Source organism: Streptomyces sp. NBC_00012, from assembly GCF_045040875.1.
GTDB lineage: Bacteria > Actinomycetota > Actinomycetes > Streptomycetales > Streptomycetaceae > Streptomyces.
Map to the genome: position 1 here is coordinate 473,894 of NZ_CP108310.1, position 23,769 is coordinate 497,662.

Here is a 23,769-nt window from a genome sequence, read left to right on the forward strand (position 1 = left end):
AGCCTCCCCCCTCAGCCGGGGAATGGGCGAGCCGCCTCCGCATGTCGTGGCTCATCGCTCACCCGACCCGGTGGACGGTCTGGAACGGGATCTTCGAGGTTGCCGAGAACGAACTGCCCTCGATCATTGGCAGGTCGGTCCAGGACGGGGAGTGCGCCTCGATCGAGTCCGGATAGTCCAGCACCAGGTACAAACGCTCCTGGGCGGCGGTCTGTTGCATCTGATGGACGATCCGCTGCCGGACCGCCGGGTTCATCGCCGTGGCCTGCTTCGCGTACAGCCCGTCCCAGGACTTGGTGCAGTACCCGGTGTCGTTGAGGCTGTACCGGGACCGGCAGGTCAGATAGGAGAGCATCCCGTCCGGGTCGGTCGTGAGCGAGAAACCCCACATCGCGGCCTCGAAGCTCTGGTACTCCTTGGCGAAGAGAGCCTCATTGGCGGCCGAGGCGTCCATGTGTTTCGCGACGAGCTGGACGCCGATCTTCTTGAAGCCGGCCTGAATGATCTGGAACGAGCGGGCCCCGTACCCGTTGGTGATGCTGGCGGGCATGATCACGGTGTACGACATCGGGTGGCCGTTCGCGATCCGGATCTTGTCGGGCCCCATGCGGTATCCGGCTTCGTCCAGGAGACGGTTCGCCGCGGCCGGGTCGTACGGGGTCGGCTTGATCGTCGGGTCGCTCCAGTGCCCGGTCGACGGCGGGATGATCGACGCCCCCGGCCGGCCGAAGCCGAGCAGTGCCGTCTTGACGATCGCGTTCCTGTCGATCGCTCGGTCGAATGCCTGCCTGACCAGCGGGTCGACCAACTCACGGTGGTCGGCCGCCTGATTCGGGTTCGCGTTGAGGATGAAGTCGTCGAACGCCGCTCCGGGGGCTGACGCCACGACGAGGCCCGCCGATTTCAGCGCGGCCACCGAAGTCGGCGCCACCGACTGCACCCCGTCGAGGCGGCCGTTCTTCAGTGCGGTGATCATCGCGTCGTCGGTGTCGAAGAACTGCAGGCCGAGTCCGTCGATGTGCGGCGCGGGGCCGTAGTACCGCGGGTTGCGCTTCAGCAGTGCGATGCGGCCCTGGGCGTACTTGACCAGGGTGAACGGGCCGCCGGAAACGACCGGTGCCGGATTGGTGAAGGTGAGCAGGCCCTTGCCGTTGCCGACCGCGAATCGCGCCCATATGTGCTCGGGCAGGATCTGTATGCCCGACATCTGGGCGAGGACGTTGGCGACCGGCCGGGAGTACTTCAGCACCAAGGTGTTGGGATCGGGTGCGGTGGCGCTCTCCATGTAGGCGACGTAGCCTGCCAGGCTGCCCGTGGGCCCTTCCTGGTGCTTGATGACCGTTTCGAAGGTCCAGGCCGCGTCTGCGGCTGTCAGTGGTTCGCCGTCGGACCATTCCGCGCCGGGCTCGGTGTGGAACGTCCAGGTCTTTCCGTCCGGCGACATCTGCCAACTGCCGGCGAAGTCCGGCACGGTCTTCAGCGCGGGGTCGACCTGGACCAGGGACGGATAGATGTTCTCGAAGACCGCGTACGACGACGAGTTCACGGCGACGAACGGGTTCATCGAGTCGATCGGCTCGGTGCCGCCGAGGCGGAAGACGTTCGGGGTGGCCGAACTGTTGCAGGCGGCGCTGAAGCAGAGGGCCACCACGACGGCGACGGCAACGCCACTTCGCCGCAAGCGGCTCGGTCCACGTGACCGGACAGGGCAAGGAGCGAGGGTGCGTCTGAATCTCATGGGGACATCACCTCGGGTACGGGTGGGAGTGGAGATCCTGTGGTCCTGCGGGGAGGGGGACGCGACCGCTGCGGTGTCAGTGCTCGGCGACCCGGTGACGCTCGTCGCGTCGGAGGGGTCGTCCGGTTCCGGTCTCAGGGGGTGAACGACCGGTAGAGAGCGCACCCGGAGTGTGTGGCGCGGGTCGCGGTGCCGCCGATCACGGTGTCGAACCGCAGACGCTCCGGTGACCGTTCGTCCGCGCCGATCCGGAAGCTGCCGTCCGGCAGTTGGGTGAGCATCTGCTCGTCACCGTCGCCCATCAAGGCCCACAGCCTGCCGTCGCGCGCGATGACGCGCAGGCCGGGCAGCCAGGGGTTGTGACAGCGGTAGTGGCCGACGAAAGGCGCCCACGCCGGAGGCGGGGGGTCGGCGCGGGGAGGCTCCTCGTCGTGCGGCAGAACGGTGAGTTCGGGGACCGACGCTCCCGCAGCTTCGGCGCGTGCGGCGGCGAGAGCGTGCAGGGCTGCTTCCTGCCAGGGCCCGGGCCCGTTGGCAAGAACGACGGCTCCGATCCCCGAGTCGAGGTCGCAGGCGACTGCCGAGTAGTAGCCGATCATGCCGCCGGAATGCCAGACATGATGGCGCCCGTCGATCTCGCCCGTCCTGATGCCCAGGCCGTAGGAGGAGCCGGAGTGGTCGTCGTCGAGGGCGATTGCGGGGAGGAACATCTCCTCTCGACCGTGGTCCGACAGCAGGCGGCCGGTGCCCGTCCCGAGCAGCAGTCTCAGCCAAGCCGTCATGTCCAGCGCGGTGGCGGCGATGCTGCCGTCCGCGGTGGCGGTTTCGAGCCAGGTCGCGGGTATCAGACCCTCGGTTGCGATCGGGGCACTGCCGCCGGAGCGCGGTTCGTACCCCACCGCCAGCCGGGGCCGCACCCCGTCGGTGATCGCGGGTACCGCGGACGTCATGCCCAGCGGAGCCAGCAGGAGCTCTCGCAGAATCTGGTGGTAGGGCCGCTCGTGGACGGCTTCCAGGACAAGGCCCAGCGCCTTGTAGCCGACGTTGGAGTAATGAAACCAGGTCCCCGGTGGAGACGTCGCCTCAGTTTCGCGCAGCGACCAGACCTCGAACGCCGCTTCCCCCGAGAAGTCCGAGCCCTCGATGATCCCCGCGGTGTGCGTCATCAGGTGCCGTACCGTGATGGGGGCGAAGCGCGAGCGCACCCGGAACCACGGCAGGTACCGGGCCACCGGCTGATCGAGGTCGATCAGCCCCGCGTCCTGGGCTTGCAGCAGCAGCACGCAGGTGAATCCTTTCGAGACCGAGCCGATCTCGAAGAGCGTGTCGGCGGTGACCGGCCGCCCGGCGGCGACGTCGGCGAGCCCGTGCACGCTCGACGACATGACACCGGTGCGGTCGGTCACGGCCATCGACAGCCCGGCGGCAAATGGCGCTTCGCGCAATGCACGCTCGGCGGTCTCGACGGCCTTGAGGGGCGATGGTGCCGGTGGATGGGACATGGACTTCATAGCGAGATCACCCTGTCCAGGGAGTACGGATCGGGTCCGAAGGCCTTGCGGCTGTGTGTTGCCGTGTATGCGGTGCCGATGTCCGGAAGCGGCACCGGCCGCGGGGCGCGGCAGGTGCAGTCGCTGCCACGGAGAAAGTCTGGACCGGTGGGTACGCGTCTTCGTTGGACGCGATTTCAGAAGTTCCTCCGAAACCTTGTGGAATCGGCCAACGGCAGTGGCGCTGTCCGTTTGAGATGGAGGTGCTCGCCGACGGCGGTGTGGGCAACAGGTAGCCGGATCCCCCACCGGCCCGGCCCGGCAATTTTCGGGGACGGACGCAGTTGGCCAAGTAGGCCCCCGCTAGGTCTGGACGCGCCTCCGAGAATCCTGTTACACGGCAGGTTCAGCCGAGCACGCCGTACCTGATGGCCTTCCAGGCGGTGAACAGCGTCATCGCCTTCTCAGCTTCGGCGCGTGTGGGGCCTGTCCGGCGGATATTGTCCGGAGGCGCCTTGAGTTGAGTCAGTGACCGTTCTTGAGGGCTCCGCGCCTTGGGCCGCTGCCCGCCGGGCGTGGTGCGCGCGGACCCATCCGCGGCTGGTTCACGACAGCGCTCGCGAGCGCGGCAGCCGGCCACTCGGCCTACGTGCCGAGCCCAACCACAGTTGACGGCCCGCCGCGACAGCTCATGCCCCGATGTGACGCCCTGCGATGTCGGCAGCGATGCCGTCCAGGACGCCGGCAAGGCCCGGGGCAAGGAGGGCGTCGAGGTCCCAGGGGTTGGCGCCCGCCTGAGGCGACCCCCGTGGTGTGGACACCTGACAATGGATCTTCTTGGTCCTGGAAGGTGTAGATCAACGTGGTACGGCCCTCGAAGTACAGTCCGGAGTTCCGGTCCGACGTGATCGCGTTGTGGCGGGCTTCGGCGGGCAGACGGACGTTCAAGGACGTTGCGGCCGATCTGAACGTCAACCCCGAGACTCTGCGCACGTGGGTGCGTAACGCGGACGGTCGTCCGGCAGGCAGCGGCGCGTCGCAGGTCGTTCAGCACCTGGCGCGACAGCAGGCGCTTGCCGTCGGGGTCCAGGAACACGCAGGGTGATGGGAACCATCGAGGGCAACCGCCTGAAAGCCATACCCGGTGTCTCTGGGCCTCTGGACCTTACGACGCCCCGTTCAACCCACCAACCGGCGGACCGCCCTCCCGCCAAGCCCGACGCCAGCGTTCCACCAAACGCTCGCTCACCCGCAACTCTTTCGCGATCACTGCGGTCTTCTCACCCGCCGCGAACCGCCTACCAGCCTCCAACCGCACCTAAGCTCACGAAGCGCCCGCCACTCAGCAGTCAGGCCCCCACCCTCCGCATCTCTCCGGCATACCGCAGGGATCACCAATAGCCACCATGCGAAAACCTCAGTATCCGCAGGCCATATACGGGAAAGGGCGTCCGAAGCCGCCTTCTGTCGCCTCGGACGCTCCTCACTCCAAGCCAGGGACCTACCGCCGCAGGCCGCAGCGCGTCAGCCTCGGACTTCGCCGGGATCGATTATGGCCGATCAGGAGCCCTCTGGGACGAGCGGGGCGTTGCCCGCGGCATCGCGCCGGCTTCAGGGGGTGACCGGATAGTGGCTGCTGATGGCGACCCGATTCCAGGCGTTCATGACGATTGCGAGCCAGCTGACTGCGGAGACCTGCTCGTCGGTGAGGGAACCGTCGTCCCAAGTGCGCCGCTCCGGGACGGTCAGTTCGGTGACCTGCTCGGCCAGGGCGAGGGCCGCGCGTTCCTGGGCGGTGAAGTACTGCGACTCCCACCAGGCAGCCAGGACAGCGAGGCGGTCGGTGCTCTCGCCCTTGGCGAGGGCGTCGCGGGTGTGCATGCGCAAGCAGAAGGCGCAGCCGTTGAGCTGCGAGACCCGGACTCTCACCAGCTCGGCAAGCAGTGGATCGAGCCCCGCCTCCCGCGCGGCGGTGTCGGCCTGAGCGTCGAGCGCCCCCAGGTTCTTGTAGGTGGCAGGGTGCTGCTTGCCGAGGTTCACAGTGCTCATGGTCTTCCTTTGCGGAGGTACGTTCGTTCAAGCGGCGGTGGGCCCGGTCGTCATCCGGCCGGTGGGCCCGCCACCAGGTCTGACGAGACAGCCGGGCAGAATGTGAGGTGTCGGGATCGCGCGGGCGCTCGGAATCCTTTTCTTCGGAGAATCGGCGGGCCGTGCTCAAATGGCGGCGTGGTGGGAAGAGAGCCGACCGGTCCGCGCGGTGAAGAGGCGCACACCGAGCGGCGCCGCCTCGTGGGGCTGGCCTACCGCATGCTCGGCACGGTCGGCGAGGCCGAGGATGCCGTGCAGGAATCGTATCTGCGCTGGTATCGCCTCAGTGACGTAGAGCGGGCCGCCGTCACCAACCCCGCGGGGTGGCTGACCCGCGTAACCAGTCGCGTCTGCCTCGATGTCCTGGGCAGTGCGCGCGTGCGCCGTGAACAGTACGTCGGCCCCTGGCCGCCCGAACCCGTGCCGGAGGAAACCTTCCCCGGCATCGCGGGCTCGACTCTGGGGCAGCATGCCCCCGGGGACCCGCTCGATCGGGTGGTGGTGGACGAGTCGGTCAGTACGGCGCTGCTGGTCGTCCTGGAATCGATGACCCCCGCCGAACGGGTGGCGCTCGTCCTCCACGACGTCTTCGCGATGCCGTATGCCGAGATCGCCGAGGTCGTGGGACGCTCCACCGATGCGACCCGGCAACTGGCGAGCTCGGCTCGTAGGCGGGTACGCGCACAGCGCAGGCGCCCCGTCGACGAGGCCGTCCACACGCGGGTCGTCACCGCTTTCACGGAGGCGTGCCGAATGGGAAACCTTGAAGCACTGGTGGCGTCGCTCGATCCCGCCGTGACGCTGCGCTCCGACGGCGGCGGCGTGGTGCGGGCCGCGCTCAACCCCATCACCGGCGCCTCGAAGGTGGCGCGCTTCCTGCTCGGTGTGCTGGCCAAGCAGCCCGACGTACGCCCCGTGCCCCGGCTGACCGAGGACGGTCTCGGAATCGCCTTGGTGCGGGACGGAGCGGTCACCGGGGTGGTCAACCTGCTGGTGGACGGCGACCGGATCACACGCGTGTGGATCCAGTGGAATCCAGCGAAACTGACACGCTGGCCAGGCGGCCTGCGCACCTCCCATCCCTGAAGCTGCCACGGTCCGGGACCCACCCGGTTTGGCGGCTTTGGTGGCGGGTTCCCGCCCGCAGGGAGAGCAGGGAGTCCGTGCACCCTCCGGTCGGCCATCCGCCGGCCGCGACCCGGATGATGGTCTTGCCGGGGGCCGGCCGGGGATGAATGCGGCGGGTGCTTCGGACAGCGGCCTCACCTCGCCGACGATCGGTTCGAGTCGTCCGTCCCCGAGCCGCCGGGGCAATTCGGCGAGCCGGGCGCGGTCGGGTTCGACGACGAAGAAGACGATTGCGGGAGCGCCCGGCAGAGTGCGTCCAGCGCGCCCGCCCAGGCGCTGTCGGTCGGCGTCCCGTAGCCGATGACCAGGGCGTCACGGCCCGGTGCCGCGTCCGGGTGACGGAATCGCGAGAGCCCCTCCAGCGCCAGTCCCTGCCACGCCGCCGCGCGCAGCGCCGACGCTTCGCCTCCCTCAGGGAGTTCGAGCACGGCGTGTAGGCCGGCGGCTATGCCGATGACCCGGACCTTGGGGGCCCGTTCCGCGAGGTCCGCGACAAGTTGGTCGCGTCGGCGCCGGTAGCGTAGCCGCATCGAGCGCACATGACGGTCGTACGCACCCGACTTTATGAACTCCGCAAGCGTCAGCTGCTCCAGTTCACTCGACGAGCAGTCGCTGATGCCCTTCGTCTCGACCACCTCCGTCACCAGGTTCTCCGGCAGTACCATCCACCCCAGCCGCAGCCCGGGTGCCAGGGACTTGCTCGTCGTGCCCAGGTGTACGACGTGTTCCGGGTCGAGCCCTTGCAGGGCGCCGACCGGTTGCCTGTCGTAACGGAAGTCGCCGTCGTAGTCGTCCTCCAGGATCAGCCCGCCCGTGCGACGCGCCCAGTCGACCGCGGCGGCCCGCCGGTCGGGGTGGAGGGTTACACCCGTCGGGAACTGGTGGGCCGGTGTCAGCAGCACGGCCCCGGTCCCAGGCATCCCGCCCAGGTCGTCGGTCCTGGCCCCGGATTCGTCCATCGGGAGGTGCGGGACGCGCAGACCCGCTTCCGTGAGCAGCCGCCGGTGCACGTCCAGTCCGTACGACTCGACGGCCACCTCGCGCACCCGCCGCTTGCGCAACACCGCCCCCATCAGTTTCAGGGCGTGCGCGAAGCCCGCGGATATCACGATCCGTTCCGGGTCCGCGTACACGCCGCGGGCGCGGGCCAGATAGCCGGCGAGCTCGGTGCGCAGTTCCACGCGCCCGCGCGGATCCCCGTAGCCGAAGGCGTCGTTGGGGGCGGCGGTCAGGGCGCGCCGGGACGCCTTGAGCCACTCGGCGCGCGGGAAGGTGGAGGGGTCCGGCGAGCCGGGCATCAGGTTATGCGCGGGTCGCGGGCGCACCGTAGGGAGCGGCGCCCGGCCCGCCGCCCCGCCCGTCGCCCGGGTCGACTCGGCCCGCGGCGGCTCGGCCCGCTGCGCCACCCGGGTGCCCGATCCCTGCCGGGCGGTGAGCCAGCCCTCGGCCACCAGCTCCGCATACGCGTAGGCGACGGTGTTCCGGGCGATGCCGAGATCGGCAGCGAGGCTCCGGGAGGACGGCAGCCGGGTGCCGGGGGGCAGCCTCCCCGTGCGCACGGCCTCGCGCAAGGCGTCCATGAGCCCGGCCCGCAATCCCGCCGTCCCCTTCGTCTCCAGGACGGGTCGCTCCGCTTGGAGGACGCGTGCGGTGAACGTCTGGTCGGTGACGCTGTCCACCAAACGTGGGGCGTGTGCGGTCATGCGCGGGCCTCCTGTCTCGTACGGGTAGGAGTGTGAGGTCTGGCGTTGCCGTGCTGTGGGCTACTGGACGGCGGCAGCTGCGTGGCGGTGCTGTTCGACGGCGCGGTCGATGTCCTCGTCCAGGAGGTCGGTGTTGATGGCGAAGGCGGCTGTGGATCCCATGCCGGCTGCGGCCACGACCTGCGCGCGTGGGTCGATGACGTTTCCGGCGGCCCAGACGCCCGTGACGCTCGTGCGGCCGGTGCGGTCGGTGACGACCCAGCCGACGTCGTCCTTGTCGCATCCCAGCCGGGTCAGCAGTTCGTCGTGCGGGACGAAACGCGGGAAGAGAAAGGCGGCAGTGCGGGGCACGACGCGGCCGTCGGCGAGTTCGATTCCGCGCAGCCGATCGTCGTCGACGACGAGGTGCTTGATCTCTCCCTCGATCAGGTGAAGACCGCGTGCCTCCAGTTGTTCCCGGTCCTGCGCGGTCAGGTCCAGGGTGTGCGGGAGGAAGACGACGTCGTCGCTCCACTGGCGCAGGAGCAGAGCCTGGTGGACCGCTCCCGGATGTGTGCCGAGGACGGCGAGGGGCTGGTCGCGGACTTCGTAGGCGTGGCAGTACGGGCAGTGCAGCAGGTCCCTCCCCCAACGTTCGCGGACGCCGGGAATGTCGGGCAGCTCGTCACGCAGCCCGGTCGCGATCAGGACGCGGCGTGCCTTGAGCACCACCCCGCCCGCCATGCGGACGTAGTAGCCGTGGTCGATCTGTTCCACCCGGCCCCGGAGGACCGGGATGCCGTAGCGGGCGATCTCGGCCCGCCCGAGGTCGAGCAGGGTCGCGGGAGGCAGGCCGTCGCGGGACAGAAAGCCGTGCATGTGCGCGGCTGGTGCGTTGCGCGGCTCGCCGGCATCGATCACCACCACCTTGCGGCGAGCGCGGCCCAGGAGCAGGGCGGCGTTGAGTCCGGCCGCTCCGGCGCCGACCACCACCACGTCGTGGACCTCGTCGACGCCGCCGTGCCACACCCTGCTGTTCTTGTCGTTCTTCGTATTGATCAAGGGAACAACCTCCTGTCGCGATCGTGCGCGCCAGGCCATCGGGCGACAACATCTGTTGCTATTTCTGGGACGCTGGAGGTGGAATGGGGGGTATGGAAGAGCAATCACCGATCGCCGCCACGCTGGCCCAGGTCGGCACCCGCCTCAGGCGCGTCCGCACCCAGCGCGGCGTGACCCTGTCGGCGCTGGCCGAGGCCACCGGCATCTCCAAGAGCACACTGTCAAGGTTGGAGTCGGGGCAGCGCCGCCCGAGCCTGGAGTTGCTGCTGCCCATCGCGCAGGCCCACCAGGTACCCCTGGATGAACTCGTCGCGGCACCGGAAGTCGGCGACCCGCGGATTCGTTGCAAGCCTCGCGTCCACCGCGGTCGTACGGTGATTCCCCTGTCGACTCAGCCGGGGCGCCTGCAAGCCTGGAAGTCGATCATCCCCGCGGAACACAACCGGCCTGACCCCGTCACGCACGAAGGGTACGAGTGGCTGTATGTCCTGTCCGGACGCCTGCGGCTCATCCTGGCCGACCACGACCTGATCATGGAACCGGGCGAGGCAGCCGAGTTCGATACCCGCCTGCCGCACTGGTTCGGCCCTGCGGGCGAGTCCCCGGTGGAGATCCTCAACCTGTTCGGCCCCCAGGGAGAACGCATGCATGTCCGGGCCAAACCTCACTCCCGGGCGGAGCCGCCGGCCTGACCGGAAGCATCCGTTGCCAGGGACACCCTTCGGGAGGCACCGCAAGTGGCCGGGTGGGTACTGGATCAGGGTGCGAGCTGCTGCTTGTTGCGAGACATGACGCTGGTGGCGCAGGCGGACAACTGTGAAAACCGTACCTTGCCGGTGTCACCGTCACCGGGCGGCTGTCCGACCTGCGCCCCGGCCTAGGCATGGCAGTCTGCGGGCCGCTGTTGCTCGTCGGCTGGCCGGCCCTGGCCATGCCGGCCGACAAGCCGATCGCTCTGCTTGCCCTCATATTCGCGCAGGATGCGCTGTCGTTCGCGCTGGGCAGCACGCTGATCACGCGAGTTCTGTATGAGGGCAACAAGAGCCCCCACCATGGCTGGCTCCTATGCGACTGCCACGCTCAACGTCGGCGCCGCCGTAGGCCCCTTTATCGCCGCGACCGCCCTTGGCAGCGAAGTCGGAAACCTCGGGCCGCTGTAGGCAAGCGGGCTCCTCGTCGCAACCTCGCTGCTGGCCGCGGTCCCCTCGCGCGGTGTACTCACGCCCGGCCGGAGCAGCGAGGTGCTCCAGTGACGAACGCGGACGTCCTTCGGTACAGGGGCAGACGAATGCTCCCGAGCACCACTGTCCAGGAGCACCACCACTGGCTGCCTGTGCCAAGCGCCCCGGCAAAGGTCCTTAGGTGCCGAGGCGGGGTGAGTGGTCGGCGGTTTCAGGGACGGGCGGCGATGTAGGCGTCGGCGATCTCGCGTAGCCGGGTTCCGTCGAAGGGGGACTCGTGCCCGGGGTGGACGACGGTGACGGGTAGGTTGCGCAGCCGGGCGATGGTGGCGACGTAGTTTTTCTGATCGGCTCCGTGGATGTCGTCGAGCAGCCGGCCGTCGTAGACGATGTCGCCTGAGAAGAGCCCCGCGGGGGGCGCACAGCGCGATGCTGCCGAGGGCGCGACCGAGCAGGTGCAGGACGGTGAGCTGCCAGTTGCCAAGGCCGATGGCCGTCGGTCAGGTACTGGCTGACGCCGACCGGACGCAGCCTGTAGGGGTTCGGGGCGTAGTGCTCGTGCGGGACGGCGGAGATCAGTTCCCGGCAGGTCACTCAGACGCCAACCCCGACCGGCCCCTCGTCCCATTTCCTCTGGGCACACAGCAGTTCGGCCTCGCGCCGGACCGGACGAGGCCAAACCCTGAAACGTTTCCGTGATCTTCTAGGCAGTGCAGGCGCGGGCGGTGTGGACGGTGGTGGCGGTGAGGTAGAAGGCGTCGGGGCGCCAGAGGATGCCGGTGGGGGCATCGGCGGCCAGGAGAGCGTCCAGGGCCGCCCGGTCCTGGTCGTCCAGGTGCTCGCCGAACTGGTCGCGCTGCCGGGCGAGACGGGTGCGCAGGTACTCGCGGGCCGGGAGTCCGAGTGGGGCCGGCAGGTCGGTGAGGAAGGTGCGCGTGCCGGTGGGGACGAGACCGGCCCGGGCCAGCATGGCGGGCCAGTCCTCGACCTCGTCCACGGAGCCCTGGAGTTCGGCGCGCATGGTGGTGAAGCCGTCCTCGTTGCCGGCGTCCAGGCGGGCCTGGAGTCCGGGCCGGCCCAGGCCGATGTCACGGGGCAGGAAGCGTACGGGCAGGCCGCGTTCGGCCACGGCGAGCATTCCGCCGGGACGCAGGGAAGCGGCGAGGGCGGTCAACGCCGCCTGCTGGTCGCCAAGATGGTGAACGGCGTTGGCGGACCAGATCAGATCTGCCGTGCCGAGCCTGTCGAACTCGTCCGGGAGCTCAGCCCGTTGGGTGGCGATTCGGCCGGACGAGCGAGTACGGGCGTGCTCCAGCAGGGCAGGCGACTGGTCGACGGCAACCACCTCTGCGTCCGGGAAGGCATCGGCGAACAGGCTGGCGACTACGCCCGGCCCACTCCCGACGTCGAGCGCACGCCTCACGTCGGCGCCGCCCAGCAGATCACGTAGCCAGTTCATGGCCTGGGTGAGCGCGGGGGTGTGCAGTTCGGCCTCGCGCTCCAGATGTGAGCAGAGGGCGTCCCAGTCGATGTCGTGGGCATGCTCATGGGTGTGGCGGTGAACGCGGTGGTGCATGAGGTACTCCGATCCGGAGAGGACGGTTGGGTCTTCCGGCGGATCGAGGCGCGAGAAGCCGACGGCCGACTGTCAACCCGGGCGAGCCGGGTCTGGCACGCTCATCCGCGGTGTTGTCCTCGGTTGCCGACGCTCTGCGCCTACGTCTTGGCCCGCCGGACAGGACCTTGGCCAGAGGTGCGGACGGCGGCCATCACGCATTCCAACGCGGCGGAATGCGTCATGCCCGCCGGAGCTCAGCGAAGGAAGGGGACCAGGTTTCGTTCCAGGAGGGGTTTCGGGGCGGCGCCCGTCCATGCCTTCACGGGGGCGCCGTCGGCGTAGACCACGAATGCGGGGATCGATGAGACCCCGTGCCGGTCCGCCAGTCCGGGCTCCTCATCAACGTTGATCTTGACGACGTCCAGGACGCCCGCACGCTCGGCAGCCACCTCCTCGACGATGGGAGTGATCCTGATGCACGGCCCGCACCAGGGGGCCCAGAACTGGACCAGGACGGGCCGCTTCGCTTGCAGTACGCGGACGGGAAACGTCTGCTCGGTGACACTGTCCACGGGACCGCTGCGCTTTGCTGCCATGGTGAGACTCTCCTTGTCGATATGTTCATGAATGAGTACCCCGACGCCAGGGGCGATTTGACCGCTGAGTTCAGCGAACAGGCCCTGGAGCGGGTTGGCTCGGCCGCCGCCCGGGCCCCTCGCAGGACGATGCGGGCTGCCACGACGAGATCGCTCGTGGCCTGCCGAGCGGTCATGCCGGGGCAGCCGTGGCGCGGTGTCGTGTGATGGCGTCTTCCACGTCCTCGTGGAGCAGGTCGGTGTTTATGGCGAACGCGGCGGTGGAGCCCATGCCTGCGGCGGCGATGACCTGGGCGCGTGGGTCGACGACGTTCCCGACGGCCCATACCCCGGGCACGCTGGTCCGGCCAGTGCGGTCTGTCATGACCCAGCCCTGGTCGTCCTTGGCGCAGCCGAGCCGAGTCAGAAGGTCGTCGCGCGGGGCGGGCCGGGGAAAGAGGAAGACCGCGGTCCGGGGGATCACCTGGCCGTCGGTGAGCTCGATGCCACGCAGGCGGTCGTCATCGATGACGAGCCGCACGGCTCTGCCCTCCACGATCCTCACGCCGAAAGCGTCCAGCTGCTCCCGCTCCTGCGGGGCGAGTTCGAGGGTGTGCGTGAGGAGGACGACGTCCTTGCTCCACTGACACAGCAGCAGGGCCTGGTGCACGGCCCCCGGGTGTGCGCCGAGGACGGCAAGGGGCTGGTCGCGGACCTCGTAGGCATGACAGTACGGGCAGTGCAGAACGTCCTTGCCCCAACGCTCCCGGACTCCGGGGAGGTCGGGCAGTTCGTCGCGCAGCCCGGTGGCGACCAGCAGACGGCGCGCCCTGATCACCGGGCCGCCCTCCAGCCGCACGGCGTAGCCGGGCTCGGCATGTTCCACCCGGCCCCGGACGATATCGACTCCGTAGCGGTCGATCTCGGCCCGTCCCAGGTCGAGCAGGGTTGCCGGGGGCAGGCCTTCACGGGACAGGAAGCCGTGCATGTGCGCGGCGGGGGCATTGCGGGGCTCGCCCGCATCGATCACCATCACCCTGCGGCGGGCCCGCCCCAGCAGAAGCGCGGCACTCAGGCCAGCTGCTCCGGCACCGATCACCGCCACGTCGTGGACCTCGTCACCACTCAGGGCCGCGCCGCCGTCGCGTGTATTCACCGTCGTCTTGATCACTGCGATCACCTCCGGCCCCCAAAGTGCTCCAGCACCGCACCACGAGCAACTTCTGTTGCCATTTCCGGGACGCCTCGAATTGAAAGGGGCTCACGGACGAGCAATCCCCCCATCGCCGCCACGCTCGCCCAGGTCGGCGCCCGGCTCCGCCGGATCCGCACGCAGCGTGGTGTGACCCTGTCCGCGCTCGCCGAGCTGCGAGAAGTTCGTGCCCAGTGGATCGTGGAGTCTCACGCATGCATGCAGAACGTTCTCCCGAACCCAGCGTCCTCCTGATAAACGGCACTGTCGGCGTTGGCAAGACATCCGTGGCCGAAGGCGTGGGTGACCTTCTCACCGACGCCGAGATACCCCACGCCGTCATCGACCTCGACTGGCTGAGGCAGTCTTGGCCAACGTCTTCAGGAGACCGCTTCAACTTCGGCATGATGCTGCGAAATCTGCGCAGCATCACAGGCGACTACTTCGCCGCAGGAGCAGTTCGGCTGGTCCTCGTCGGCATGATCGAGGACCCGGAGAACCGGAAGCTGTGCGGCGATGCGATCGATATCAAGCGCACGACAGCGCTCGCGAGCGCGGCAACTGGCCACTCGGCCTACGTGCCGAGCCCAACCACAGTTGACGGCCCGCCGCGACAGCTCATGCCCCGATGTGACGTCTTGCGATGTCGGCGGCGATACCGTCCAGGACGCCGGCAAGGCCCGAGGCAAAGAGGGCGTCGAGGTCCCGCCCGCATGGCAGGGCCGAGCCATGGGTACGCGCCAAGCTCATGGAGCGGATTGTGTTCGTCGTCCGGCTTGTGGGCCGCCCGCCGACCGACCGTGCTGGGTCTGCAGGACGGGCAGCCGGTCGACGAGGCGGGCTTCCGGCAGCGGCTGGAGAAGTCCGGCATCGCTCTGCACGGCGCCGGCAACCTCTTCTGCTTCACCGACGAGGCCCGGAAGGCGTTGCTCGGCGAGCCGGATGACCCTTCGCTCCGCCTGCTCACCGAGGCCGACGCGCGGCCTTCGCGTAGTTCGAGGAAGCGGCGTCCGAGGCGGGCACCGCCGAGGCGACCCTGTCGGCCAGCCTCCGCATCCCGGCCTGCTAGGATTTTTGGGTGCTCATTGTGATGTTCATCTGACGGTCCTGGGTCTCTCCCGCCCAGGTTCTGATCCGTTGAGGGTGTGGTTTTTCATGCCATCCGGACTTCGATCACCGTCAGACTTCAGCGGCCGCGCGCAAGACCCCGGTCGCACATCATCGGAGCTTCTACATGCTCGCAGTGCTTCTTCTTCCTGGCGCGCTTCGCGCCTTCCTCCCCGCCCTGATCGCTCGGTCCGCTCTCGCGATGGGCGGTCTCGCTCTCCTCCTCACCGTCCAAGACAGTACGGGTTCGTACACGCAAGCCGGATTCGCAACAGCGACGTTCGGAATCGCCAACGTCATCGCCGCCCCTTGGCGCGCCCGGGCCGTCGATCGACTCGGTCAACGAATCGCACTCACCGCTATGGCGTCAGGCCAAGCATCAGGGTTCATCGCTCTCGCGCTCATCGCGGAAGCCGAGGGAGTTGCGGACATCTGGTTCCTCGTTCTCAGCGCGGTGGTCGGCCTGACGGCGCCACCCCTGGGGGCCGCGATGCGAATGATCTGGGCGTCGCTCACGACAGCCGGTGACCAGCGAACAAAAGCATTCAGCATCGACGCGGTGTGCGAAGAGCTTCTCTTCGTCGGTGGCCCCGTCATCATCACTGCGGTCATCGTGGCCACTTCTCCCGGTACCGGACTCTGGGTGACTGCTGCCGCGGTTTCCCTCGGCACTGCGGCAATGACGTCCAGCGCCTCGTCGGGGGCTCTTCGCGGAACAGGAGAGAAAGCCGCGCGAGGCGATCGCCCGCTTCGCCAGCCAGGATTCGCAAGGGTACTAATCGTCCTCCTGGGTGTCGGCGGTGTACTGGGCGTCGCGGAGATCGCAGCGCCGGCAGTCGCTGAGCAACGTGATGCTGTGGCAGCCTCGGGCTGGCTCCTGGCAGCCTTTGCCGGCGGAAGCGCCCTCGGAGGATTCCTCTACGGGCAGCTGAACCTGAAGGCAGGCATTGCCAAGAGACTGTTCGCCCTGTGCATCGGCATGGGACTTGCCGCGGTGCTCGTGTCCCAGCTGGACACACTCGGCCTCTTCGCTGCGGGCCTCGCACTCGTCGGCCTTTTCCTCGCTCCGTCTCTCATCACTGGGTATCTCATCGCCGACACCATCGTTCCGGAATCCAGCCGGACGGAAGCATCGACATGGATCAACACCTCCGTGAACTTCGGCGCATCGCTGGCCTCCGCCGCAGCTGGAATCGTCATCGACAATTCCGACGCCTGGTTCACCCTCCTGCTCATAGGAGCGATCACTCTCGCTCTTGCCACAGTTGTGCCATTCGCACGACTGCGCAAGATCGGATCGCCGAGCAATGGTCAAGAGTTGTGGGTGAGTTGATTTCAGCTCTCGCTGCGGTGGTTGAGGCCGGTCCTGGCAGTGTTGCGGATCCGTTTGGTGCGGCCGGCTTCGGCGAGGATCTCGATGGCCTCGGTGTTCGTCCCGGCGGCGGTCTTGAGCTGGAGCCAGTTGGATGCCGCGAGCAGGTCGTCCGGCTGCCAGGGCATCTCGAGCGTGACGGCGCGGAAGAGTGACCACTCCCGCAGTCGCTGAGCCAGGAAGGGGTGGTCGATCGTGGCCTGGGTCAACGCCTGCGCCCACCCCTCGTAGGCGGGACCGGGGTATAGGCCGGCGGCTCGACGGTCCAGGTGCCGCAGCACGGCGGACTGGGCCATCGTTCGAGCGGTTGCTGGAGCAGGTCTCCGTGCCCCGAGCCGGAGTCGGCCGGCCTCGCACCCGGCCCGACCATGTCCTGGCAGACAAGGCCTACACGTCCTGGCGGAACTGCCTCTACCTGCGACGACGCGGAATCCGGCACACCATCCCCGAACGTCTCGACCAGCAGAGACACCGCAAGGACCGAGGTTCCCTAGGCGGTCGGCCCGCCGGTTTCGACAGCGCGCGTTACAAGAAACGCAACACAGTCGAGCGCGCCATCAACCGTCTCAAAGGCTTCCGGGCCGTCGCCACCCGATATGAGAAGCGTGCCTACATCTACCCGTTGAGGCTGCGGGAGTGCCGGGCCGGATCCACGTGCCCGTCTCTCCGCTCGGCAGGCGCGCTCAGCGATGGGGCGGGAAGATGGGATCGTCCCGGCCTCTTGGTTGGCGGGAGGAGTGGACATGGAGATCAAGCCTCAGGCGGTCGTCCTCCCCAAGGAGACGGACCATCTGGAACAGGGGAAGTACGGCCCTGTCTTTCCGAGAACTCCGGCATGTTACGGGTTCACCATCGTCGCGCGGGTGAAGCCCGGCCACGCCGATGCGATACGAGAGTATGGCTACTCGCTGGCCAAAGCGCTGGAACAGGATCCATACCTTCTGGCGCCGCTGAAGCTGCACTACCTGCGGTGGGTCCTCTTCGACGACGACACCCGCTTCATGTACCAGGGGATCTTCGACACTGACTTCGACAAGTACACCGAGGACGCCATCGCGCTGTTCTCGAAGGCGGGCGTGAGCACGGCGTTCGAGCATTTGGAGGGGTTCCCGGAGGACTGGCGGACCAATCCGGAGGCGTTCGTCGGGTTCGTCCGCGAGCACCACTGTCCGAGCTTCATCGAGTACGGAGAGTATCCGTATGTGACGGCGGACGAGATCAAGAAGGCGTTGCGGATCAAGAGCGCTCTGTCGGAGATGCTCGACCAGATGCAGTGAGGCTGGGAGTTGGGCGATGAGCGAGGCCAGAACAGCGCGGGTCTACAACCAGCGGCACGTTCCCCGGAAGTACACACCTGCCGGGCGGCGTGTGAGCGTCTACGTCTCGTGGAGCTATCCCGCCGAGGCGGGCCGGAACGCAGCCGAGCTGGACAACCGGTTCTCCACCATGACGGAGGTGCGTCGGGTGGCGTGGCCGGCCTACGAGGACCCGAAGTGGTCGGACCCCTATCGGTTCCAGCAGACCATCGCGGGATCGCTGGAGCTGTTCTTCTGGGCCTGGGTTCCGTTCCAGGACTTCGTCGCGGAGGTCACCGGGCACTCCGTCCCGGTCTACCAGCGCATCGACCAGGCCGGTTTCCACACCCCCCTCGATGAGCGGGTGCTCGACGACACGGACGTCCTGTTCGTCTTCGGACTGGACCACATGGTCACCGGGCAGGAAGCGCAGCCCGGGGAGATCGAGGCGTTGCGGGCCTTCCTCGCGCGGGAGGACGCCCGCCTGGTCCTGGGGCCTCATCACGACGTCGGTGCTTCGGACGACCTGTCCGTACGGGAGGTGGAGTACCGCCACCACGGCGATCCCCTTGTGCCTCGCCAGCAGCGGTTCGCCACCTACGTCCGCGATCTGATGATGGGCCTGGGCGTACCGGTCATCAACCGGTACGGGCTGCGTCCCGCCACCGGTGAGGACAACCGGATCGCTCCTTTGTCGACCGTCAGGGATCTGGATGAGAAGGGTTGGCTGAACGGGGTCACGAACTTCAACTTCCACATGCACCTGCCGCACTACGCGGTGACGCCCGATGAACACCAGGCCGTCCACGTGCTGGCCCGGCAGCCGATCGACACCTCCCGGCCCCATCCGTTCACGGACGAGGGGAACACCGAGTTCAACATGTTCCTGTGGATGCCCCCCGGCGGTGACCGCGCAGCCGATGTGCTGCTGGCCGATTCCACGATCTTCAGCACGCTCTTCGGCGCCGACGACAGCCTGCGGAATTTCTGGCGCAACCTCGTCTCGTAGCAATCCCGCAGGGAGGTCGACGTGAGCGCACCCACGGACGTCACACTGGAACTCGACGACATCCAGCGCGGGGTCCTCAGCCCACGCCCCACACCGTACGCGGCCACCTATCTGGTCTTCCGCATCGACGACCGCTCCCAAGGCCGGGAGTTGATGCGGCGGGCGAGCGCGTCAGCGACCTCAGCCGCCAACGCCTCCAGCCCCCTCGGGGACACCTGGGTCAGTGTCGCTGTCACCTACTGGGGCCTTGAGGCCCTGGGGGTGCCACGCTCCTCGCTGGAGTCGTTCTCCTGGGAGTTCCGGCAGGGCATGGCGGCCCGCGCCCGAGCACTGCGCGACGAGGGTGCCAGCAGCCCACAGCACTGGGAGTCACCGCTCGGCACCCGCGACGTCCATGTGGTGATCGCCGCGGTCGCACCCGACCCCCCGCGCCTGGAGGCGGCCATCGACCGCGCCCGGCCCGCCTACGACCGCCTGTCCGGCGTGACGGCGATCTGGCGACAGGACTGCTACGCACTGCCCACCGAGAAGGAACACTTCGGCTACCTCGACGGCGTCAGCCATCCTGCCGTCGAAGGCAGCGGCATCCCAGGGTCCAACAGGCTGGAAGCGCCTCTGAAGAGCGGAGAGTTCGTCCTCGGCTACCCGGATGAGATCGGCGGTTTCCAGACACCGCAGCCGACAGTGCTCGGGCGCAACGGCAGCTACGCGGCCTTCCGTAAACTCCACCAGGACGTCGCCGCGTTCAGGCGCTACCTGAGGGACAACTCCGCCGGGGCACAGGACGAGGAGCTGATCGCCGCGAAGATCATGGGCCGCTGGCGCAGTGGCGCCCCTCTGGCCCTCGCCCCGCGGCACGACGACCCCACCCTCGGCACCGACCCCCACCGCCGCAACACCTTCCTCTACGAGCAGGACGACCCGACGGGATTCACCACCCCTGGGGCCTGCCACATCCGCCGGGCCAACCCGCGCGACGCCTCGGTGGCCGGCGAGGTACGGCTGCACCGCATGATCAGGCGCGGCGCCGTCTACGGCCCGCCCCTGCCCGAAGGCATGCTGGAGGACGACGGAGCGGACCGCGGTCTGATGTTCGCGTTCATCGGCGCGCACCTGGGCCGGCAGTTCGAGTTCGTCCAGTCGGAGTGGATGAACGACGGCGTCTTCTTCGGCGCCGGCCACACGAAGGACCCCGTCGTCGGCGCCGCGGACGGGCAGGTCGGCTACACCGTCCCCCGGCGGCCCGTGCGGCGCCGCCTCGCCCCGCTGCCCCGCTTCGTCGTCACCCGTGGAGGCGAGTACTGCTTCCTGCCGAGCCTGAGTGCACTGCGCTGGCTCGGGGACCTTCACGGCTGACAGGGCGTGCAAGCACCATGGACGTCCTGCATCTCGTACTCAACGCGGTCACTGTGATCTTCATAGCGGCCACCATGTTCGCCGCCGGGCTGCGCGCCACCGTTTCCGCACTGCGCGGCGTCTTCGCCGACGTCCCCCTGCTGTTGCTGGCGCTGATCGCCAACATGGTGGTCATCCCGCTGCTCGGCTGGGGCATCGGTGCACTGTTCGGTCTTCCCTCGGCGGCCTTCATCGCCCTCGTCCTGATCGCCTCCTCCCAGGGCGGCCCTTTCGGGGCGAAACTGGCGACCGTGCAGCAGGGCGACGTCGTCGCGGGCGCAGCGATGCAGGTACTGCTCGCCTCCTTCGGCAGCCTCACCTTCGCTCCCACCGTCAACGCCATCCTCACCGCCGCCGACATCGGCACCAAGGTCTCCCTTGACGTCGGCGCGCTGGTGCGAACCGTGGCGCTCCTGCAACTCGTCCCCTTCGCCATCGGCCTGCTCCTGCGCCGCTACGCCGAACCCACCGCACAGGCATGGCACCCGTCGGCAGCCGCCGTCTCCAACGTCACCTTCCTGATCGTGCTGGCGGGCATGCTGCTCGGCAGCTGGCACGATGTCGTCGACCTCTTTGGTTCACTCGCCCTGCTCGCGGGCTTCCTGCTCGCCGTGTTCGCCTTCGCCGTGGGAACGCTGCTGGCCACCGGCCCGACGACACGCCGCACCACCATGGGCGGCGTCGCCTCGGTGCGCAACGCCGGCCCTGCCCTGGCCGCCATCGGCCTCGCCTTCGCCGACCAGCCCGCCGTCCTGGGCGCACTCGCCGCGATACTCCTCAGCGGCCTTGCAGGAGCCCTCCCGATCTCGACACTGCTCAGCAGGCGCAGGCGGGCCTCAGACGCCGCTGCCCCAAGCAGCAGCTCGGCGACCAGACGGCCAGGCCGTGGCAGGCTGTTGTTGAAGGGCGCCGTCACGAAGCACGCTGTGGGGCCAGGAAGCGTGCGGCAGGGGCAGGCGCTCGGCACCAACTGGTCTTCGTCGACCGGCTGACGGCCACACTCATTCACCTACGGCACGATCTTCCGCGCTCAGTGCTCGGGCTGCTGTTCGGCGTCGACCGTTCCACGATCCCTCGCGCGACCGGCGAGATACGCGCCCTGCTGGCCGAGCGGGGATGTGCGGCCCCGACCGTGCGTCCCGCGGCGCGTCCAGAAGTGGCATCAGCTGGAGTGACGTCGTGACGATTTCCACTGGTCAGCGAGACGGCCAAGGAGGTGCCGTGCCGGTCGACGATCAGGTGGTGCTTGCTGCCCGGACGCGCGCCGTCGACCGGCGAAGGTCCGGTGTGAGCCCCCCCCCTTTGAGGGCACGGACAGGAGAGCCGTCGACTGCCGCGTCGTTCATGTCCAGCAAACCTGCGGCCCGCAGCTCGGCCGGCAGCACCTCGTGCAGCTGCGGCCAGACACCGGCCTCGGTCCAATCCCGCAGTCGGCGCCATGCCGTCACACCGCTGCAGCCGACCTGTTCAGCCGGACTCCCCGATGTCCCGTGCCGGGCCGCGGCCGACGCCATCAACAACCTCGCTGCACTCCCCCGGACTCCCGCCGACTCCCCCGCCACCAGCCCGCAGGGCATCACCGACTTGGTATTCCTCCGGGCCGTGCCCGCGTGGGAGACCGACGCCCTGTGACAAGTCCATGTCGCCCTGCGGAGTGCGCGCGACAGGGAGCCGGACGCCGCCGGACTGCCCTGCCCAGCCGCCGGCAGATGCCGGTCAGCCGACTGGCGCGAACATGGCGAGATGCTCGCGAACGAAGGCGTCGAGTGTCCGGGCGGGGCGGCCTAGGACGGCCTCCACGGTGTCGTTCGGGGACTCCGGACGCGCGATGGCCAGTTGCTGGATCTCCACGACATGGCTCGCGAGCCAGTCCGGCATATGTGCGGTTCGGACGAGATGGCCGTGGAAATCGTCCGGTGGCAGGTCGATGTGACGGACGGGCAGGCCCGTCAACTCACCGAAAAGACGAGCGAGTTCCGGATGGCTGTAGGCCTGCGGGCCGGTCAGCGCGTACGTGGCCCCGTCAAGGCCGGGGCGGAGGAGGGTCTCCGCGGCGACGTCGGCGATGTCCCGGACGTCGATGTAGTTGCAGGGCACGTCGCGCATGGCCCCGATGAGCACGCCCTGGGACACCGCCGGAGCGTTCAGGAGTAGCTTCTGCATGAACGCATACGGCCGAAGCAGCGTGGCCACCATGCCGGTTGCCGCAAGGTGTGCCTCAACCTGCCAGTGCCCGCGCGAGACGGCGACCGGTGAGTCGGGCTCGGCTGCTGGGGCAGAGAGTTTGACGACGTGCCGTACCCCGCATGCGGCTGCGGCGTCTATCACGTTGATCTCCAGCGCGACTTGACGCGGGCTGTTGGCCATGGCGAGGAACAGTTGTGTGGAGCCGTCGAGTGCTGTGCGGAGCGCGCGGGGATCTGCGGCGTCCGCAGCGACGACCTCGACCGGCGTTTCCGCACCAATCGTGGCGCACAGTTTGTCCGGAGTACGGCTGACGGCACGGCAGGGGATGTCCAGTTCGATCAGGCGCCGGAGCAGCGCGCCGCCGGTGGCGCCGGTCGCGCCCATGATGGTGATCACAGTGTGCCTTTCGTGGTTTTGGTGGGTCCAGGGAAACGGGTGAAGATCGGTCGGGTCACTTCTGCTGCCGGGATGCCATGCCGTGCCATCGCCAGGTGACGATCGTGGTCGCCAGGGCGGCCGACAACGGCAGGTCGATCCGCAACCGCTCCAGCCACCCGGCATCGGGCAGCGACGTGTGTGACGGCAACCACCCGGACGCGAACCACCCGGCCAGGCCCGCGATTCCGGCAGCGGCAGTGCCGAGTCCGATGGTGATCACCGGACGCGGCAACGACGTCGTCCACCGGCGCGGTTGGCCCCGGCGGTGCAGCCACCCGCCGACGATGAAGGCCACCACGGCCGATGTGGCCCCGATGGAGGTGAAGGCGGCCATCGTCAGTTCGGGCTGCCCGCTGAGGACTCCGCCGAGCCCGGCTGTGAGCGCGGGGGCCAGGTAGGCGACTACAACTTCCTTCCAGAGCGTGAACGGGCGTGCAGCGAAACCGCGCTTGGCGGCCTTGTTGTGGGTAAGGCTCACGTGCACTCCTCAAAGACATTATTAGGGACCTAACTATTTGGGCGTAGAGACTTCCACCCAGACAAGGCGGCCGCTTCTCGTGCGATACGGGACGCTACTCGGCGGTCAGTGCACCGATCCCTTGCGTAATCCGTTCCAGCAGGTCCAGGAACAGCCCGCGTTCGTCGGCGGTCAGTCCGCCGACCAGCGCCTGGAGGCGCGCGAAGTGGTCCGCGGCCATATCGCGCAGTCGCTGGGCACCGCGCGCCGTAAGCACGACCACCGCACCCCGCCCATCCTCCGTGGACGCGCGGCGGGTCACGAGGCCCTCGCGCTCAAGCCCATCCACCAGGCCGGTCACCGTGGCACGCGAGACGCCAAGGCTCTTCGCGACCCGCGACGGCGACTTCTCTCCGTCGCCGTCCTCGAGGTCCACCAGGAGGCGGTAGCGCCCGGTCGACAGCCCGAAACGAGAGAAGTGCACTTCGGACGCACGGTCCAGCCGCACCCCGGCAGCCATCAGACGCACCGCCACAAGCACCGCCTGCGGGTCGGCATCAAGCCCATACCGCGCGATCTGGCGCCGCGCCTGATCAAGCGTGGGCACAGCGTTCGCATCCTCGTCACTCATAAAATTAATATGGCAGCTAACTACATACCGGTCAAGCCACGTGCCGCCGCCACGACAGCCACCCCACCGACTCCCCGCGGGCTACTACCACGGCGGGCCACATGCCCGTCAGCCGCCTCGGCGCTGGACTCTGCCGCTGGATCTGACCGGCGTTCGCCGCAGTCGTCGACGGGTTACTTCCAGG

Annotated in this window: 21 protein-coding genes and 6 pseudogenes; 11 read left to right on the forward strand and 16 right to left on the reverse strand. The window is 68.5% G+C overall.

Features of this window, described 5'->3' with window-relative positions; translation table 11 throughout:
* Window positions 1-58: 58 nt before the first annotated feature.
* Window positions 59-1,681 (reverse strand): peptide ABC transporter substrate-binding protein, encoded by a 1,623-nt coding sequence (locus OHA19_RS41480; RefSeq protein WP_331749941.1) that lies wholly within the window; start codon window positions 1,679-1,681, stop codon window positions 59-61.
* 191 nt (window positions 1,682-1,872) lie between these two features.
* A complete protein-coding gene (locus tag OHA19_RS41485) occupies window positions 1,873-3,249 on the reverse strand; it encodes a serine hydrolase domain-containing protein (protein WP_331763086.1) in 1,377 nt (458 codons plus the stop codon).
* Window positions 3,250-4,090: 841 nt separating this feature from the next.
* Between OHA19_RS41485 and OHA19_RS41490 the strand changes: the two genes are divergently transcribed.
* The gene (locus OHA19_RS41490) at window positions 4,091-4,333 is read left to right on the forward strand and encodes a transposase (RefSeq protein WP_331749931.1); all 243 of its coding nucleotides are present in this window, start codon (window positions 4,091-4,093) and stop codon (window positions 4,331-4,333) included.
* A 60-nt stretch (window positions 4,334-4,393) separates the two neighbouring features.
* Here OHA19_RS41490 and OHA19_RS41495 read toward each other — a convergent pair whose 3' ends face one another.
* Together OHA19_RS41495 and OHA19_RS41500 are read right to left on the reverse strand one after the other, a co-directional pair.
* Complete coding sequence (locus OHA19_RS41495; RefSeq protein ID WP_331754390.1) at window positions 4,394-4,546, reverse strand: helix-turn-helix domain-containing protein; 153 nt, start codon at window positions 4,544-4,546, stop codon at window positions 4,394-4,396.
* Window positions 4,547-4,839: 293 nt separating this feature from the next.
* Window positions 4,840-5,277, reverse strand: a complete 438-nt coding sequence (locus OHA19_RS41500) for a carboxymuconolactone decarboxylase family protein (RefSeq protein WP_189281718.1) — start codon at window positions 5,275-5,277, stop codon at window positions 4,840-4,842.
* A 177-nt stretch (window positions 5,278-5,454) separates the two neighbouring features.
* Between OHA19_RS41500 and sigJ the strand changes: the two genes are divergently transcribed.
* Complete coding sequence (gene sigJ, locus OHA19_RS41505) at window positions 5,455-6,402, forward strand: RNA polymerase sigma factor SigJ (protein WP_331749925.1); 948 nt, start codon at window positions 5,455-5,457, stop codon at window positions 6,400-6,402.
* 97 nt (window positions 6,403-6,499) lie between these two features.
* Here sigJ and OHA19_RS41510 read toward each other — a convergent pair.
* The 3 genes and pseudogenes from OHA19_RS41510 to OHA19_RS41520 form a co-directional block, all read right to left on the reverse strand.
* Window positions 6,500-6,672, reverse strand: a pseudogene (locus tag OHA19_RS41510) (NADP-dependent oxidoreductase); the annotation flags it as partial.
* A 5-nt stretch (window positions 6,673-6,677) separates the two neighbouring features.
* A pseudogene (locus OHA19_RS41515) lies at window positions 6,678-8,024 on the reverse strand (PLP-dependent aminotransferase family protein); the annotation flags it as partial.
* 183 nt (window positions 8,025-8,207) lie between these two features.
* Entirely contained in the window at window positions 8,208-9,188 is a 981-nt protein-coding gene (locus OHA19_RS41520; RefSeq protein WP_331749922.1) for an NAD(P)/FAD-dependent oxidoreductase, read from the reverse strand.
* Between the two features lie 83 nt (window positions 9,189-9,271).
* Between OHA19_RS41520 and OHA19_RS41525 the strand changes: the two genes are divergently transcribed.
* Both OHA19_RS41525 and OHA19_RS41530 read left to right on the forward strand, forming a co-directional pair.
* Window positions 9,272-9,880: a helix-turn-helix domain-containing protein gene (locus OHA19_RS41525; RefSeq protein ID WP_405722936.1), complete on the forward strand. Its 609-nt coding sequence runs from the start codon at window positions 9,272-9,274 to the stop codon at window positions 9,878-9,880.
* Window positions 9,881-10,020: 140 nt separating this feature from the next.
* Window positions 10,021-10,441: pseudogene (locus OHA19_RS41530) on the forward strand (Cmx/CmrA family chloramphenicol efflux MFS transporter); the annotation flags it as partial.
* 139 nt (window positions 10,442-10,580) lie between these two features.
* Here the strand turns inward: OHA19_RS41530 and OHA19_RS41535 are convergent.
* The 4 genes from OHA19_RS41535 to OHA19_RS41550 all read right to left on the reverse strand — a co-directional run bounded on the left by OHA19_RS41535 (window position 10,581) and on the right by OHA19_RS41550 (window position 13,658).
* The gene (locus tag OHA19_RS41535; RefSeq protein WP_331749919.1) at window positions 10,581-10,853 is read right to left on the reverse strand and encodes a hypothetical protein; all 273 of its coding nucleotides are present in this window, start codon (window positions 10,851-10,853) and stop codon (window positions 10,581-10,583) included.
* Between the two features lie 219 nt (window positions 10,854-11,072).
* Complete coding sequence (locus tag OHA19_RS41540; protein WP_331749916.1) at window positions 11,073-11,945, reverse strand: class I SAM-dependent methyltransferase; 873 nt, start codon at window positions 11,943-11,945, stop codon at window positions 11,073-11,075.
* Between the two features lie 236 nt (window positions 11,946-12,181).
* Window positions 12,182-12,523 carry a co-chaperone YbbN gene (locus OHA19_RS41545; protein ID WP_266364185.1) on the reverse strand — a complete coding sequence of 114 codons (342 nt, stop codon included), beginning with the start codon at window positions 12,521-12,523 and terminating at the stop codon, window positions 12,182-12,184.
* Window positions 12,524-12,695: 172 nt separating this feature from the next.
* Window positions 12,696-13,658 (reverse strand): NAD(P)/FAD-dependent oxidoreductase, encoded by a 963-nt coding sequence (locus OHA19_RS41550; protein WP_405722633.1) that lies wholly within the window; start codon window positions 13,656-13,658, stop codon window positions 12,696-12,698.
* A gap of 1,270 nt (window positions 13,659-14,928) precedes the next feature.
* On the opposite strand from OHA19_RS41550, the gene OHA19_RS41555 reads away from it, so the two are divergent.
* Complete coding sequence (locus OHA19_RS41555) at window positions 14,929-16,134, forward strand: MFS transporter (protein WP_331749905.1); 1,206 nt, start codon at window positions 14,929-14,931, stop codon at window positions 16,132-16,134.
* Window positions 16,135-16,136: 2 nt separating this feature from the next.
* On the opposite strand, the gene OHA19_RS41560 is transcribed toward OHA19_RS41555, so the two are convergent.
* Complete coding sequence (locus OHA19_RS41560; RefSeq protein ID WP_331749902.1) at window positions 16,137-16,469, reverse strand: hypothetical protein; 333 nt, start codon at window positions 16,467-16,469, stop codon at window positions 16,137-16,139.
* A gap of 23 nt (window positions 16,470-16,492) precedes the next feature.
* On the opposite strand from OHA19_RS41560, the pseudogene OHA19_RS41565 reads away from it, so the two are divergent.
* The 6 genes and pseudogenes from OHA19_RS41565 to OHA19_RS41590 form a co-directional block, all read left to right on the forward strand.
* Window positions 16,493-16,792, forward strand: a pseudogene (locus tag OHA19_RS41565) (transposase); the annotation flags it as partial.
* Between the two features lie 124 nt (window positions 16,793-16,916).
* Window positions 16,917-17,450, forward strand: coding sequence for a hypothetical protein (locus tag OHA19_RS41570; protein WP_331749899.1), 534 nt, complete (start codon window positions 16,917-16,919; stop codon window positions 17,448-17,450).
* A gap of 16 nt (window positions 17,451-17,466) precedes the next feature.
* Window positions 17,467-18,477, forward strand: coding sequence for a hypothetical protein (locus OHA19_RS41575; RefSeq protein ID WP_331749896.1), 1,011 nt, complete (start codon window positions 17,467-17,469; stop codon window positions 18,475-18,477).
* A gap of 21 nt (window positions 18,478-18,498) precedes the next feature.
* The gene (locus tag OHA19_RS41580; RefSeq protein WP_331749894.1) at window positions 18,499-19,833 is read left to right on the forward strand and encodes a Dyp-type peroxidase; all 1,335 of its coding nucleotides are present in this window, start codon (window positions 18,499-18,501) and stop codon (window positions 19,831-19,833) included.
* A gap of 17 nt (window positions 19,834-19,850) precedes the next feature.
* Window positions 19,851-20,864 carry a bile acid:sodium symporter family protein gene (locus tag OHA19_RS41585; protein WP_405722627.1) on the forward strand — a complete coding sequence of 338 codons (1,014 nt, stop codon included), beginning with the start codon at window positions 19,851-19,853 and terminating at the stop codon, window positions 20,862-20,864.
* Window positions 20,750-21,022, forward strand: a pseudogene (locus OHA19_RS41590) (transposase family protein); the annotation flags it as partial. The gene OHA19_RS41585 and the pseudogene OHA19_RS41590, both read left to right, overlap by 115 nt.
* Here the strand turns inward: OHA19_RS41590 and OHA19_RS41595 are convergent.
* From OHA19_RS41595 to OHA19_RS41610, 4 genes and pseudogenes are all read right to left on the reverse strand, one after another.
* Window positions 21,018-21,347, reverse strand: a pseudogene (locus OHA19_RS41595) (transposase); the annotation flags it as partial. The pseudogenes OHA19_RS41590 and OHA19_RS41595 overlap by 5 nt on opposite strands.
* Before the next feature lie 241 nt (window positions 21,348-21,588).
* The gene (locus tag OHA19_RS41600; protein ID WP_331749891.1) at window positions 21,589-22,455 is read right to left on the reverse strand and encodes an NmrA family NAD(P)-binding protein; all 867 of its coding nucleotides are present in this window, start codon (window positions 22,453-22,455) and stop codon (window positions 21,589-21,591) included.
* A gap of 55 nt (window positions 22,456-22,510) precedes the next feature.
* Window positions 22,511-22,975, reverse strand: a complete 465-nt coding sequence (locus OHA19_RS41605; RefSeq protein ID WP_331754397.1) for a hypothetical protein — start codon at window positions 22,973-22,975, stop codon at window positions 22,511-22,513.
* Window positions 22,976-23,069: 94 nt separating this feature from the next.
* The gene (locus tag OHA19_RS41610) at window positions 23,070-23,585 is read right to left on the reverse strand and encodes a MarR family transcriptional regulator (protein WP_331754400.1); all 516 of its coding nucleotides are present in this window, start codon (window positions 23,583-23,585) and stop codon (window positions 23,070-23,072) included.
* Window positions 23,586-23,769 lie beyond the last annotated feature (184 nt).